Genomic DNA, 13,423 nt, shown 5'->3' with positions numbered 1-13,423 from the left:
AGGGGGTCGCGCGCAGCGCGGCGGGGGTGGACCTACTTCCTCCAGAAGTGCCGGCTGAACAGCACCAGCACCGTCAGCAACTCCAGCCGCCCCAGCAGCATGGCAAAGCTCAGCACCCAGGTCTGGAACGCGCTCAGGCCGCCGAAGTTGCCGCTCGGCCCCACGGCGCCCAGGCCGGGGCCGATGTTGTTCACCGTGGCCACCACGGCCGAGAAGGCGGTGACGATGTCCAGCCCGGTGAACAGCAGCACCATGGTCAGGCCCATGGTGGCGGCGCCGTAGATGAGCATGAAGCCCAGCACCGAGGTCATGACCGACATGGGCATCACCTGCCCGGCCAGCGTCACCGGGTTGACCACGCGCGGGTGGATGATGCGCACCAGCTCGCGCCGCGCCTGCTTGAGCAGCAGCACCATGCGAACCATCTTGATGCCGCCACCGGTGGAGCCCGCGCAAGACGCGAAGCAGCCCAGGAACATCAGCAGCACCGGCGCGAACACCGGCCACTGCGCGTAGTCGGTGGACGCATAACCGGTGGTGGTGGCCAACGACACCACATGGAAAGCGCTGGTGCGAATCGCCTCGGGCACCTCGTCCACCACGCCGTGCACCATCAGCAGCACCGCCACCAGCGCCACCGACAGCAGCAGCACGCTGGCGTAGGTGCGGATCTCGCGGTCGTTGGTGACGGGGCGCAGCGAGCGGGTGCGAAACACCATGAAGTAGCGCACGAAGCTGATGCCCGCCAGCGCCATGAACACCGTGGCCACCCACTCCACCTGGGCCGACTGGAAGTGCCCGATGCTGGCGTCGTAGGACGAGAAGCCCCCCAGGCCCATGGTGGTGCACATGTGCATGAAGGCATCGGCCCAGCCCATGCCGGCCCAGCGGTAGGCCAGCATGCAGGCGGCCGACAAGAGCACGTACACGCCCCACAGGCCGCGCGCGGTCTCGGCGATGCGCGGGGTGAACTTGGTGTCTTTCATGGGGCCGGGCGTCTCGGCCTTGTAGAGCTGCACGCCGCCCAGGCCCAGCAGGGGCAGCACCGCCACCACCAGCAGCATGATGCCCAGCCCCCCGATGAGTTGCAGGAAGCAGCGCCACACGTTCACCGACACGGGCAAGTGGTCCAGCCCCGAGAGGGCCGTGGCGCCGGTGGCGGTGAGCGCGCTCATGGCCTCGAAATAGGCCTTGCTCACGTCAATGCCGGGCACGGTGAGCATGAGCGGAAACGCCGCGTAGGCGGGCAAGACCAGCCACACCAGGTTCACCAGCAGAAAACCGTCGCGCGGCAACAGTTCACGCCGGTGGCGGTGGGTGAAGTGGGCCAGCACCGCGCCGCTGGCCACGGTGAGGGCGAAGCCATAGGCCCACACCAGCGCGTGGTGCTGCCGGTCCAGAAACCAGGCCCAGGCCAGCGGCACCAGGAAAGACGGGGCGAACGCGAGCAGGATGCGCGAGAACACCGACAGCACGGGCAGAAACATGTCCATGGGCTTAGCCGAAGAAGGTGGCGCCCACCTGGAACAGCTTCTCCACCTGCCGCACCTGGCGCTTGTTGGGAATGAACAGGATGAGGTGGTCGTCGGTCTCGATCACCGTGTCGTGGTGCGGCATGAGCACCTCGGAGCGCCGGCCCTCGCCGCGCACGATGGCACCCAGGCGGGTGCCGCTGGGCCACTTGACGTCTTCCACCCGGCGGCCCACCAGCTTGCTGGTCTTGGCGTCGCCACGGGCCACGGCCTCCATGGCCTCGGCGGCGCCACGGCGCAGGCTGTGCACGGCCACCACGTCGCCCCGGCGCAGGTGGGTGAGCAGCTCGCCGATCACGGTTTGCGCGGGCGCGATGGCGATGTCGATGGTGCTGCCCTGCATCATGTCGGCGTAAGCGCGGCGGTTGATGAGGGCCATCACGCGCTCGGCGCCCATGCGCTTGGCCAGCATGGACGACATGATGTTGTCCTCGTCGTCGTTGGTGAGCGCCAGGAACAGGTGCATCTGGCCCACGCTCTCGTCTTGCAGCAGGTCTTCGTCGGCGCCGTCGCCGTTGAGGATGAGCACGCTGGACGGCAACTGGCTGGCCAGGTACTCGCAGCGGCGCTTGTCGCGCTCGATCAGCTTCACCTCGCATTGGCCCACCAGGCTGCGCGCCAGGCGCAGGCCCACCTTGCCGCCACCGGCGATCATCACGCGCTGGACGGGACGGTCAATGTTGTGAATGGCGCCCAGCACGTAGCGGATCTTTTCGGTGTCGGCCAGCACAAACACCTCGTCGCCGGCCAGGATGCGCGTCTGCGGCGTGGCCTCGATCTCGGCGTCCAGCCGATACAGCGCCACCACCCGCATCTGCGCGTGCGGAAAGCGCTCGCGGAACTCGCCAATGGTGTGGCCCACCAGGGCACCGCCGTTGGTGGCGCGCACCACGATCAGGCTGGCGCGGCCGTCGGCAAACTCCAGCACCTGCAGCGCCTCGGGGTAGCGAATGAGCTGGTGGATGTAGCGCGTCACCGACTCTTCGGGGCAGATCACGTGGTCCACCGCGAAGCCGCTCTTGCCCAGCAGGGCGTCGCCTTCCACGAACTCGGGCGATCGCAGGCGGGCAATGGTGCTGGGCACGTTGAACACGTCGTGCGCCACCTTGCACACCACCAGGTTGGTGTCGTCGTTGGCGGCGCAGGCAATCAGCATGTCCGCGTCTTTGGCGCCGGCGTCCAGCAGCACCGAGGGCTGAATGCCGTTGCCCACCACGCCGCGCAGATCCAGGCGGTCTTCCAGCAGGCGCAGGCGCTGCGGGTCGGTGTCGATGACGGTGATGTCGTTCTGCTCGGACACCAGGCTCTCGGCCACGCTTTCGCCGACCCGACCGGCGCCCAAAATGATGATGTTCATGCAGTGGATGCTACCGCCGCGGCCGAGCGAACCTGGCTGCTCGCCGAGCGCGATGCTTGGGATTACAACCCGCGCTGAATGATGATCTTCTGCACGTCGCTCGTGCCTTCGTAAATCTGGCACACGCGCACGTCGCGGTAGATGCGCTCCACCGGGAAGTCGCTCACCACGCCGTAGCCGCCCAGGGTCTGGATGGCCACGGAGCACACGCGCTCGGCCACCTCGCTGGCGAACAGCTTGGCCATGGCCGCCTCTTTCAGGCAGGGGCGGTTGGCGTCGCGCAGGGCGGCGGCGTGCCAGATGAGCTGGCGCGCGGCCTCCAGCTGGGTGGCGCAGTCGGCCAGGCGAAAGCCCACAGCCTGGTGATTGAAGATAGCGGTGCCAAAGCTCTCGCGCTGCTTGGCGTAGTCAATGGCCACCTCCAGCGCGCTGCGGGCCATGCCCACGCTCTGCGCGGCAATGCCGATGCGCCCACCCTCCAGGGCCGAGAGCGCGATCTTGTAGCCCTCGCCCTCTTCGCCGATCCGGTTCTCCGCTGGCACGCGGCAGTTCTCAAAGGTGATCTGCGCCGTGTCGCTGCTGTGCTGGCCCAGCTTGTCTTCCAGGCGCGCCACCAAATAGCCGGGCGTGTCGGTGGGCACGATGAAGGCGCTCATGCCCTTCTTGCCCGCGGCCTTGTCGGTCACGGCAATCACGATGGCGACCTGCCCGTTCTTGCCGCTGGTGATGAACTGCTTCACGCCGTTGATCACGTATTCGTCGCCCTGCTTTTGCGCCGTGGTGCGCAGGGCCGACGCATCCGAGCCCACGTGCGGCTCGGTCAGGCAGAAGGCGCCCAGCAGCTCGCCGGCGGCCAGGCGGGTGAGCCATTTCTGCTGCTGCGCCGCGTTGCCGTAGCGCATGAGGATGGCGTTGACCGGGCAGTTGGTCACGCTGATGGCGGTGCTGGTGCCGCCGTCGCCGGCGGCGATCTCTTCCAGCACCACGGCCAGGGTCAGGTAATCCAGCCCCGCGCCGCCCAGGGCCTCGGGCACGCAGATGCCATAGGCGCCCAGCTCGGCCAGGCCTTTGTGGGCCTCTTTCGGGAAATGGTGTTCCTTGTCCCACTTGGCCGCGTGGGGCCACAGCTCGGCCTGGGCAAAGGCGCGCACGGCGTCGCGGATGGCTTCTTGGTCGGGGGTCAACAACATGTTGTGTCTCGGTTTGGGGGGTTCACCAATGGGCGGCGCGCTGGCCGTCGAAGTGGATCAGGCGGCCGTTGTCCTCGGGGCTGACGCTGGCCAGCACCGCGCGCAGGCCAGCCACGCTGTCGGCCAAGGCCACCGGGGCGCTGGTGCCGCCCATGTCGGTCTGCACCCAGCCCGGGTCCAGCGCCACCAGGCGGGCGCGCGGGTAGTCGAACCGGGCGCTAGCCACGGCCATGTTCAGCGCGGCCTTGCTCACGCGGTACAGCCAGGCATTGCTGGCGGGCACGCTGGCGATCTGGCTCATGCGGCTGGTCAGCGCGGCGAACACGCCACCGGCCTCTTCCACCATGGGCAGCACCTGCGGGATCACCTGCATCAGGCCCAGCACGTTGGCGTGCATCACGCGGTCAAAGGCCTGCTGGGTGGGGGGCGTGGTGGCGCCGGCGCGGTCCATCACGCCGGCCACGTACAAGGCCACGTCCAGCTTCTCGCCATCGAGCTGCCAAGAAAAACCGCTCACGCTGGCCGGGTTGGCCACGTCCACCCGCAAGGCCTGGGCGCCCAGGTCTTGCAGGCGGGCCAGGCCCGCGTCGTCGCGCGCGGTGGCGATCACGCGGTCGCCGGCCTCGCGGTACTGGCGCACCAGTTCCAGGCCAATGCCGCGCGAGGCGCCGATGACGAGAACGGTGGCCATCAGAGCAATTCGATGGCCATCGAGGTGGCCTCGCCACCGCCAATGCACAGCGTGGCCACGCCGCGCTTGCCGCCGCGCGCCTGCAGCGCGTGGATCAGCGTGACCAGAATGCGCGCACCGCTGGCGCCAATGGGGTGGCCCAGGGCGCAAGCGCCGCCGTTCACGTTGAGCTTCTCGTGCGGCACCTTCAGCTCGGCCATCAGCGCCATGGGCACCACGGCGAAGGCCTCGTTCACTTCCCACAGGTCCACGTCGCCCACGGCCCAGCCCACGTTGGCCAGCAGCTTCTGGGTGGCGAACACCGGCGCGGTGGTGAACCAGTTGGGCTCTTGCGCGTGGGTGGCGTGGCCGACGATGCGGGCAATCGGCTTGGCGCCCATGGCCTGCGCGGTGGAGGCCTTGGCCAGCACCAGGGCGGCGGCGCCGTCGTTGATGGACGAGCTGGAGGCGGCGGTGATGGTGCCGTCCTTCTTGAAGGCGGGCTTGAGCGCCGGAATCTTGTCGAGCTTGACCTTGCCCGGGCCTTCGTCCACCGACACCACGCGCTCGCCGCTGCGGTCTTTCACGGTAACGGGCACGATTTCTTTGGCAAAGGCGCCGCTTTCGGTGGCGGCCTTGGCGCGCTGCACCGAGGCGATGGCGAAGGCGTCTTGCTGCTCGCGGGTGAACTGGTACTTGGCGGCGCAGTCTTCACCGAAGGTACCCATGGAGCGGCCGGCCTCGTAGGCGTCTTCCAGGCCGTCGAGCATCATGTGGTCGTACACGCGGTCGTGGCCCATGCGGTAGCCGCCACGGCCCTTGAGCAGCAGGTAGGGGGCGTTGGTCATGCTCTCCATGCCACCGGCCACCATCACCTGCGCGCTGCCGGCCAGCAGCATGTCGTGGGCCAGCATGGTGGCCTTCATGCCCGAGCCGCACATCTTGGACAAGGTCACGGCGCCGGCCGACAAGGGCAGGCCGCCCTTGAGCGCGGCCTGGCGGGCCGGTGCCTGGCCCTGGCCCGCCATCAGGCAGTTGCCGAACAGCACCTCGTTCACGTCGGCCGGCTTCACGCCGCTGCGCTCGACGGCGGCCTTGATGGCCGCACCGCCCAGGTCGTGGGCAGACAAAGCGGCGAAGTCGCCCTGGAAAGCCCCCATGGGGGTGCGGGCGGCGCCGAGGATGACGATGGAATCGCTCATGAACAGTCTCCTAGATGAAGCGGTGAAAAAGGGTTGAGTAAAGGATCAGGTGGCGGGCGCGGTGGCGGCGTGCAGCCGCCGCTGGCGCTCGTAGGGGAACACGTCGTGCACATGGCCGGCGCGAATGCGCGCCTGTTGGGCCTGCCAGAAATCCACGTCCAGCAGGTCGGCGTGGTGGCGCATGAAGGCCTCGCGCACCACCGGGTGGCCCAGCAGGAAGGGGCCGAAGGTTTCGGGGAACACATCGTGGCGGGCCACGGGGTACCAGACCTCGCCCGAGAGCTCGTCTTCTTCGTGGCGCGGCGGGGGTACGCGGCGGAAGTGGCAGTCGGTGAGGTACTCGATCTCGTCGTAGTCGTAGAACACCACCTTGCCGTGGCGGGTGATGCCGAAGTTCTTCCACAGCATGTCGCCGGGGAAGATGTTGGCCGAGACCAGGTCTTTGATGGCCTGCCCGTAATCGGCCACCACGCGGTCGATCTGGGCGCGCACCGCCTCGTCGTGCGGGTGGGCCTGCAGCGCCTCCAGCAGCTCTTGCAGGTAAAGGTTCAGCGGAATCATGCGCCGCTCGATGTACACGTGCTTGAGCACCACCTCGGTGGTGCCGTCGCCATCGCGGTCACTGATCTCGACCTGGCTGGGCGCGTGGGCCAGCAGCTCGGCGATCAGCTCATCGGTGAAGCGCGCGCGGGGAAAGCCCACCTCGGAGAACTCCAGCGTCTCGGCCATGCGGCCCACGCGGTCGTGCTGTTTCACCAGTTGGTACTTGGCGCGCACCTGTTCGCGCGTGGTGTCTTTTGGCGCGGGGAAGCGGTCTTTGATGACCTTGAACACAAAGGGGAACGAGGGCAGGTGAAACACCAGCATCACCAGCCCCTTGATGCCCGGCGCCAGGCAGAAGCGGTCGCTGCTGTGGCGCATGTGCGAGAGAAAGTCGCGGTAGAAGAGCGTCTTGCCCTGCTTGGCCAGGCCCAGCGCGTTGTAGAACTCGGCGCGCGGCTTGCGCGGCATGAGCCCGCGCAGAAACTGCACGTAGGCGCTGGGAATCTCCATCTCCACCATGAAGTAGGCCCGCGCGAAGCTGAACAGAATGAGCAGGTCGTCCTCGCCCATGAGCACCGCGTCCACCACCAGCCGGCCCTCGCGGTCGTGCAGGATGGGCAGCGCAAACGGCAGCTCTTGAAAGCCGTTGATCACCTTGCCCACCACGTAGGCCGCCTTGTTGCGAAAGAACAGGCCACTGAGCACCTGTATCTGGCAGTTCGCGCGCAGCCGCGCAAAGCTGAACTGCCGCCGCCACGCGGCCAGCACCAGCGCCGCGTCGCGGGCCAGGTCGGCAAAGGGCACGGTGAGGCCGAAGTCGGCGATCAGGCGCTGCACCTCGTCCTGCAAGGTGTCGGGCGTGGGGTAGTAGCAGCGGTAAGTGGGCACCGCGCCCGGGCCATCGTTTTCGATGTACTCGGTGGAGACCGCGGGGCGCACGAAGATGAAGTCGTTCTGGAAGTAGGCCCGCTTCAGGATCTTGGTGGTGACCGAGTTGAAGAAGGTCTCGGCCAGCTCGGGCTGGTGGTGGTTCACCAGCAGGCCGATGTAGTGCAGCTTGATCTGCTCCCACACCGCCATGGGCTGCTGGTCGGCCTGGAATTCCTTGGTGAGCCGGCGCACGCACTCGCGCACGCGCAGGTCGTAAAACTCGATGCGCTCGCGCTGGGCACGTTGCTGCGCCACCCAGTCGCGGGTTTCAAACCGGTGCTTGGCCCGAGCCGACTCGGTGCGGAACAGGCGGTAGTGCCGGTTGAAGCCATCCATCATGGCCTGGGCGATGTCGGGCGCCAGTGGGGAGTCCAGGCGTTGCGCGAACATGGCCAGGCCGGCAATGGGGCCGGGCCGCTCAGGCCGGGCGCCGGGCGGTCACCCCCGCCACGGCTGCGCGGTAGAGCGACTCCAGCCCGTTGTTGGCATCCACCGTGAGCAGCAGGTCGTGCAGCAGGCCGTCTTTCAGGCCGTACACCCAGGCGTGCAGGGCCAGCTTCTGGCCGCGCGCCCAGGCGTCTTGCACCACGGTGGTTTGCACCACGTTGACGACCTGCTCGATCACGTTGAGCTCGCACAGCGCATCGTGGCGCTGATCGGCCGGCAGCGACTCCAGCAGCGTGTGGTGGCGGTCGCGCACGTCCTTGATGTGGCGCAACCAGTTGTCGGCCAGGCCCACGCGGGCGTCTTGCAGCGCGGCCAGCACGCCACCGCAGCCGTAGTGGCCCACCACCATCAGGTGCTCGACCTTGAGCATGTCCACCGCGTACTGAATGGTGGACAGGCAGTTCAAGTCGGTGGGCACCACCACGTTGGCCACGTTGCGGTGCACGAACACCTCGCCGGGGGCCAGACCGGTGATCTGGTTGGCCGGCACGCGGCTGTCGGAGCAGCCGATCCACATGTACTTCGGGCTCTGCTGGGCCAGCAGGTCGGTGAAGAAGGTGGGCTTCTCATGGACCATCTGGGCCGCCCAGGCGCGGTTGTGGTCGAACAGGTCTTGCAGTTGTGAGCTCATGGGGCAATTGTCAGCGACGCGCGCACCCGGGCCGATCAGGCCGTCTCGGCGAACAGCTCGCGGCCGATCAGCATGCGGCGAATCTCGCTGGTGCCCGCGCCGATCTCGTACAGCTTGGCGTCGCGCCACAGGCGGCCGGTGGGGTATTCGTTGGTGTAGCCCACGCCACCCAGCGCCTGAATGGCCTCGCCGGCCATCCAGGTGGCTTTCTCGGCGGTGTACAGAATCACGCCGGCCGCGTCCTTGCGCAGGGTGCGGCTGTGCTCGCCACGGTCACAAGCCTGGGCCACGGCGTAGCCGTAGGCGCGGCAGGCCTGGAAGGTGGAATACATGTCGGCGATCTTGCCCTGCATGAGCTGGAACTCGCCAATGGCCTGGCCGAACTGCTTGCGCTCGTGCACGAAGGGCACCACCACGTCCATGCACGCGGCCATGATGCCCAGCGGGCCACCCGAGAGCACCACGCGCTCGTAATCGAGGCCGCTCATCAGCACCTTGGCGCCATTGCCCTCGCCGCCCAGCACGTTCTCGGCCGGCACTTCGCAGTCATCAAAGAACAGCGGGTAGGTGTTGCTGCCGCGCATGCCCAGCTTGTCCAGGTGCTCGCCCTTGGTGAAGCCCTTGAAGCCCTTCTCGATGATGAAGGCCGTCATGCCGCGCGCGCCCATCTCGGGCTCGGTCTTGGCGTAGACCACCAGGGTGTCGGCGTCGCCGCCGTTGGTGATCCACATCTTGCTGCCGTTGAGCACGTAGCGGTCGCCCTTCTTGTCGGCGCGCAGCTTCATGCTCACCACGTCAGAGCCGGCACCGGGCTCGCTCATGGCCAGCGCGCCCACGTGCTCGCCGCTGATCAGCTTGGGCAGGTACCTGGCCTTCTGCTCCTTGGTGCCGTTGCGCTTGATCTGGTTGATGCACAGGTTGCTGTGCGCGCCGTAGCTCAGGCCCACCGAGGCGCTGGCGCGGCTGATCTCTTCCATGGCCACCATGTGGGCCACGTAGCCCATGTTCACGCCGCCGTCTTCCTCGGGCACGGTCAGGCCGTGCACACCCAGGTCGCCCAGCTTGCGCCACAGGTCGGCGGGGAACAGGTTGTCCTTGTCGATCTGGGCGGCGCGGGGCGCGATCTCGGCCTCGGCAAAATCGCGCACGGCCTCGCGCAGGGCGTCGACGTCTTCGCCGAGGTTGAAGTTGATGCCAGGCAGGTCGATCATGGTGTCTCCAGTGAGTGGGTGGAACGGGCGTCAGCCCTGGATGGTGTCGCGGCCGGTCACCGCCATGAGCGTGCAGCCCATGGTGGCAATGAGTTTTTCCTGCCCGTTGTCGATGGCAAACGCCTGGCCCTCGGCCACGGTGATGGTGCGCCCGGGCTTGAGCACCGTGCCCACCATCCGAAAGCGCTGGCCCTTGGCGGGTGCGAGCAGGTTGATCTTGAATTCGATGGTGAGCACGGCGGCGTCGGCCGCCATGAGCGAGAAACCCGCGTAGCCGCAGGCCGAGTCGAGCGCGGTGGACACCACGCCCGCGTGCAGAAAGCCGTGCTGCTGGGTCAGGCCGGGGGCCCAGTCCAGGCCAATCTCCACCACCCCGGGCTCCACGCGCAGCAACTGCGCGCCCAGCGTGCCCATGACGCCCTGGCGCGCAAAGCTGTCGCGCACGCGCTGCTCGAAATCGGGGGTTCGGGGAAGGAAGGTGGGCTGGGTCATGGGTGACTCGGTTAACCGGTGGATTCTAAGTTGACGTTTACGTAAACGTCAAAACCCAATTGTCACCCGCGCTATGCTCCCCGCGCCATGCCGTTTTCCCTGCAATCCCCGGTTCACAGCGACCTGACCATCAAGAAGAGCCGCTTCATCGGCTGTGTGGAGCCGGTGCCCGACCGGGCCGCGGCGCTGGCCCGGGTGGCGGCGCTGTGGCAGGAACACCCTAGCGCCACGCACGTGTGCTGGGCCCTGATGGCCGGTGGCCATTCGGCCGCCAACGACGACGGCGAGCCCGGCGGCACCGCCGGGCGGCCCATGCTGGAGGTGCTGCGCCACCAAGACCTGGACGGCGTACTGGCCACGGTGGTGCGTTATTACGGCGGCACGCCGCTGGGCGCCGGCGGCCTGGTGCGCGCCTACACCGATTCGGTGGCGCAGGCCTTGTTGCACGCGGTGAAAGTGCCGGTGGTGCGCCTCACCACCCTGCGCTGCACCGTGCCGTATGCGCTGGAAGGCTGGCTGCGGCGCGAGTTGCCGGCGCACAGCGCCCAGTTGCTAGACGTGTCGCACGGCGAAGGGGTGGACGTGACCCTGCAACTGCCCGAAGGCCAGGCCGCCGCGCTGAAGGCCCGCATCCACGACGCCAGCCAGGGCCAAGCCATCTGGCCCAACGACACCTGAGGCGACCGGCCTCAGGCCTTCTTGTCGGCCTTGGCGAGCAGCGAGCGCGCCTCTTTCTCGTGCACCTTCACCTCGTCCAGCGTGGCCACGATGTCGGCCATCTGCTCTTCGAGCTGGCGGCGGTGCTCGGCCAGCACCGCCAGGAACTTGCGCAACTGCGGCCCGGTATCGCGCGGGCTGTCGTACATGTCGATGATGTCCTTGGCCTCGGTCAGCGACAGGCCCAGGCGCTTGGCGCGCAGCGTGAGCTTCAGGCGGGTGCGGTCGCGCGCGCTGTACACCCGGTTGCGCCCGCCGGGCCCTTCGCGCTGCGGCTGCAGCAGGCCCATGTCCTCGTAGAAGCGGATGGCGCGGGTGGTCAGGTCAAACTCTTGCGCCAGGTCGCTGATGGTGTAGGTGGGGTTCGTCGCCATGGGCGGGGCTTCTCGGGTGTTGCGTGGCAGACAGCGGGGCGCAGGGGCCGTCCCTAGAATGGGCCGATCACCCGCCGCCTTGACGTTGACGTTAACGTCAAACAGGCCCGGCATCTTAAATCAATCCCCCGCCGCATGACCGCCTCCGCCGACCTCGAAGCCCGCCTCCACTACCCGTTGCAGTCGTCCCTGCCCGAACAAGGCCGCTGCCTGCCGGTGGCCCCCGGCGTGAAGTGGATCCGCATGTCACTGCCCTTCGCGCTGGACCACATCAACCTCTGGCTTCTGCGCGACGAGATCGACGGCCGCGCCGGCTGGACGGTGGTGGACTGCTGCATCACGCGCGACGAGGCCAAGGCGCAATGGGAATCGGTGTTCGCGCACGAGCTGGAAGGCCTGCCCATCCTGCGCGTGATCGTCACGCACATGCACCCCGACCACATCGGCCTGGCGCACTGGCTGTGCGAACGCTGGAGCACGCCCGAGCACGAGTGCCGGCTGTGGATCAGCGCCACCGACCACGCCACCGCCCGCATCGCCAGCCAGAGCACCACCGGCTTCGGCGGCGAGGCCGCGGCCGACCACTTCGCCAGCCACGGCCTCACCGACCCCGAGGCCCAGGCCAAGGTGCGCGCCCGCGCCAGCTACTACCCCGACCTGGTGCCCGCCGTGCCGCGCCGCTACCGCCGCCTCATCGACGGCCTGCGGGTGCGCATCGGCGGCCACGACTGGCGCTGCATCAGCGGCTACGGCCACGCGCCCGAGCACATGGCCCTGCACTGCGAGGCGCTGGGCGTGCTCATCAGCGGCGACATGGTGCTGCCGCGCATCTCCACCAACGTGAGCGTGTACGAGCAAGAGCCCGAGGCCGATTCGCTCACCCTCTTCCTCGATTCGCTGGAGAAATTCCGCCCCCTGCCGGCCGACACCCTGGTGCTGCCCTCGCACGGCCGGCCGTTCACGGGCCTGCACGAGCGGCTGGACCAACTGCACCAGCACCACGCCGACCGCCTGGCCGAGGTGATGGACGCCTGCGCCCAGAAGCCCTGCAGCGGCGCCGACATCGTGCCGGTGATGTTCCGCCGCCCGCTGGACCTGCACCAGATGACCTTCGCCATGGGCGAGGCCGTGGCCCACCTCAACCGCCTGTGGCACCAGGGCGCGCTGCGCCGCGAGCGCGACGCGCAAGGCGTCTGGCGCTTCAGCCCCAGCGCCTGAAGCGGCTCAGTCGTCCAGCGGCAAGGCCGCGTGCTTGAGCGCGTGGCGGCGCTGCTGGTGGTCGGGCATCACGCTGGCCACCACGTCCCAGAACTGCGGGCTGTGGTCCATGTGGCGCAAGTGGCTGAGCTCGTGCACCACCACGTAGTCCACCATGTCCATCGACAGGAACACCAGCCGCCAGTTCAGGCGGATGGTGCCGTCGGCGCTGGCGCTGCCCCATCGCGTGCCGGCGCTGGACAGGCGCAGGCGCGACCACTGCACGCCCAGTGGCGGGGCGAACAGGTGCAGGCGCTCGGTGAACACCGCCGTGGCCCGCTTCATGAGCCAGGCCTGGGCGGCATCGCGAATCTGCGATTCGCTGGCGTGGGCCGGCAGGCCCAGGCGCAAGGTAGCCAGTTGGCCGTCGGTGGCGGGGTCAAAGCCCACGCTGCGCGGTCCCAAGCCACGGGTGGGGTCGAGCACCAGGCGCACACTCTCGCCCAGCAGATCGAACTCGACGCCATCGGCCCAGACCACGCGGGCCCGCGCCATTTCGCCAGCGCGCTCGCGCGCGCGCTGCAGCTTCTCCAGCACCCAGTCGGCCTTCTGCACCAGCAGGGCATCCACCTCGCCCAGCGGGGTCCAGCGCGGCGCGCTCACCACCAGCCCCTCGGGGCTCACCGACAGGCCAATGGTGCGGCGCTTGCCGCGCCGAAATTCGTAGGCCACCTCGCAAGCCCCCAGGCGCACGCTGCGGTTGGCGCGCGGGTGGTGCCAGGTGGCGGGTTGAAACACGGCGTGCAGCGGCAGCGCGGGCTCGGCCGATGGCGTCGGCGCGGGCGGTTCGGGCGCTCGCCGCGGCACCGGCAGCGGGTCAGGCCCGGTAAGGAAATCAAGCGCGAGCTGCACGAAGCGCTGCATGCGCGC

At 68.3% G+C, this 13,423-nt stretch carries 13 protein-coding genes; 2 read left to right on the top strand and 11 right to left on the bottom strand.

The genetic code is table 11. From position 1 onward, the window contains the following. Positions 1–32 precede the first annotated feature (32 nt). The 9 genes from ACE3RQ_RS13055 to ACE3RQ_RS13015 all read right to left on the bottom strand — a co-directional run bounded on the left by ACE3RQ_RS13055 (position 33) and on the right by ACE3RQ_RS13015 (position 10,205). A complete protein-coding gene (locus ACE3RQ_RS13055; RefSeq protein WP_374522459.1) occupies positions 33–1,493 on the bottom strand; it encodes a TrkH family potassium uptake protein in 1,461 nt (486 codons plus the stop codon). A gap of 4 nt (positions 1,494–1,497) precedes the next feature. Further along, the gene (gene trkA, locus ACE3RQ_RS13050; protein WP_374522458.1) at positions 1,498–2,889 is read right to left on the bottom strand and encodes a Trk system potassium transporter TrkA; all 1,392 of its coding nucleotides are present in this window, start codon (positions 2,887–2,889) and stop codon (positions 1,498–1,500) included. Between the two features lie 62 nt (positions 2,890–2,951). Further along, a complete protein-coding gene (locus ACE3RQ_RS13045; protein WP_374522457.1) occupies positions 2,952–4,079 on the bottom strand; it encodes an acyl-CoA dehydrogenase family protein in 1,128 nt (375 codons plus the stop codon). A 22-nt stretch (positions 4,080–4,101) separates the two neighbouring features. Further along, on the bottom strand, positions 4,102–4,770 hold the full coding sequence (locus tag ACE3RQ_RS13040) for an SDR family oxidoreductase (protein ID WP_374522456.1): 669 nt from the start codon (positions 4,768–4,770) through the stop codon (positions 4,102–4,104). Next, entirely contained in the window at positions 4,770–5,951 is a 1,182-nt protein-coding gene (locus ACE3RQ_RS13035) for an acetyl-CoA C-acyltransferase (protein WP_374522455.1), read from the bottom strand. The genes ACE3RQ_RS13040 and ACE3RQ_RS13035 overlap by 1 nt, the downstream gene beginning before the upstream one ends. Before the next feature lie 45 nt (positions 5,952–5,996). After that, positions 5,997–7,814 carry a bifunctional isocitrate dehydrogenase kinase/phosphatase gene (aceK, locus tag ACE3RQ_RS13030; protein WP_374522454.1) on the bottom strand — a complete coding sequence of 606 codons (1,818 nt, stop codon included), beginning with the start codon at positions 7,812–7,814 and terminating at the stop codon, positions 5,997–5,999. 28 nt (positions 7,815–7,842) lie between these two features. Next, positions 7,843–8,502 carry a carbonate dehydratase gene (can, locus tag ACE3RQ_RS13025; protein ID WP_374522453.1) on the bottom strand — a complete coding sequence of 220 codons (660 nt, stop codon included), beginning with the start codon at positions 8,500–8,502 and terminating at the stop codon, positions 7,843–7,845. A 35-nt stretch (positions 8,503–8,537) separates the two neighbouring features. Continuing rightward, the gene (locus ACE3RQ_RS13020; RefSeq protein WP_374522452.1) at positions 8,538–9,713 is read right to left on the bottom strand and encodes an isovaleryl-CoA dehydrogenase; all 1,176 of its coding nucleotides are present in this window, start codon (positions 9,711–9,713) and stop codon (positions 8,538–8,540) included. 30 nt (positions 9,714–9,743) lie between these two features. Continuing rightward, entirely contained in the window at positions 9,744–10,205 is a 462-nt protein-coding gene (locus ACE3RQ_RS13015; protein WP_374522451.1) for a PaaI family thioesterase, read from the bottom strand. An 87-nt stretch (positions 10,206–10,292) separates the two neighbouring features. Between ACE3RQ_RS13015 and ACE3RQ_RS13010 the strand changes: the two genes are divergently transcribed. Next, positions 10,293–10,883 carry a YigZ family protein gene (locus tag ACE3RQ_RS13010; protein WP_374522450.1) on the top strand — a complete coding sequence of 197 codons (591 nt, stop codon included), beginning with the start codon at positions 10,293–10,295 and terminating at the stop codon, positions 10,881–10,883. An 11-nt stretch (positions 10,884–10,894) separates the two neighbouring features. Here the strand turns inward: ACE3RQ_RS13010 and ACE3RQ_RS13005 are convergent, their stop codons facing one another. Next, positions 10,895–11,296: a MerR family DNA-binding transcriptional regulator gene (locus ACE3RQ_RS13005; protein ID WP_374522449.1), complete on the bottom strand. Its 402-nt coding sequence runs from the start codon at positions 11,294–11,296 to the stop codon at positions 10,895–10,897. 135 nt (positions 11,297–11,431) lie between these two features. Here ACE3RQ_RS13005 and ACE3RQ_RS13000 point away from each other — a divergent pair, with 135 nt between their 5' ends. Next, positions 11,432–12,514, top strand: coding sequence for an MBL fold metallo-hydrolase (locus ACE3RQ_RS13000; protein ID WP_374522448.1), 1,083 nt, complete (start codon positions 11,432–11,434; stop codon positions 12,512–12,514). A 6-nt stretch (positions 12,515–12,520) separates the two neighbouring features. On the opposite strand, the gene ACE3RQ_RS12995 is transcribed toward ACE3RQ_RS13000, so the two are convergent. Then, positions 12,521–13,417, bottom strand: coding sequence for a M48 family metallopeptidase (locus ACE3RQ_RS12995; RefSeq protein ID WP_374522447.1), 897 nt, complete (start codon positions 13,415–13,417; stop codon positions 12,521–12,523). Between the last annotated feature and the right edge of the window lie 6 nt (positions 13,418–13,423).

Origin of the sequence: Hydrogenophaga sp. (assembly GCF_041913525.1) — a bacterium.
In the GTDB taxonomy this organism is placed as follows: Bacteria; Pseudomonadota; Gammaproteobacteria; order Burkholderiales; family Burkholderiaceae_C; genus Hydrogenophaga.
This window is presented reverse-complemented; position numbering and strand designations above follow the sequence as displayed.

Coding starts and splice junctions, on each gene's coding strand:
- ACE3RQ_RS13055 (WP_374522459.1), bottom strand. CDS start 1,493: ATGGACATGTTTCTGCCCGTGCTGTCGGTGTTCTCGCGCATCCTGCTC.
- trkA (WP_374522458.1), bottom strand. CDS start 2,889: ATGAACATCATCATTTTGGGCGCCGGTCGGGTCGGCGAAAGCGTGGCC.
- ACE3RQ_RS13045 (WP_374522457.1), bottom strand. CDS start 4,079: ATGTTGTTGACCCCCGACCAAGAAGCCATCCGCGACGCCGTGCGCGCC.
- ACE3RQ_RS13040 (WP_374522456.1), bottom strand. CDS start 4,770: ATGGCCACCGTTCTCGTCATCGGCGCCTCGCGCGGCATTGGCCTGGAA.
- ACE3RQ_RS13035 (WP_374522455.1), bottom strand. CDS start 5,951: ATGAGCGATTCCATCGTCATCCTCGGCGCCGCCCGCACCCCCATGGGG.
- aceK (WP_374522454.1), bottom strand. CDS start 7,814: ATGTTCGCGCAACGCCTGGACTCCCCACTGGCGCCCGACATCGCCCAG.
- can (WP_374522453.1), bottom strand. CDS start 8,502: ATGAGCTCACAACTGCAAGACCTGTTCGACCACAACCGCGCCTGGGCG.
- ACE3RQ_RS13020 (WP_374522452.1), bottom strand. CDS start 9,713: ATGATCGACCTGCCTGGCATCAACTTCAACCTCGGCGAAGACGTCGAC.
- ACE3RQ_RS13015 (WP_374522451.1), bottom strand. CDS start 10,205: ATGACCCAGCCCACCTTCCTTCCCCGAACCCCCGATTTCGAGCAGCGC.
- ACE3RQ_RS13010 (WP_374522450.1), top strand. CDS start 10,293: ATGCCGTTTTCCCTGCAATCCCCGGTTCACAGCGACCTGACCATCAAG.
- ACE3RQ_RS13005 (WP_374522449.1), bottom strand. CDS start 11,296: ATGGCGACGAACCCCACCTACACCATCAGCGACCTGGCGCAAGAGTTT.
- ACE3RQ_RS13000 (WP_374522448.1), top strand. CDS start 11,432: ATGACCGCCTCCGCCGACCTCGAAGCCCGCCTCCACTACCCGTTGCAG.
- ACE3RQ_RS12995 (WP_374522447.1), bottom strand. CDS start 13,417: ATGCAGCGCTTCGTGCAGCTCGCGCTTGATTTCCTTACCGGGCCTGAC.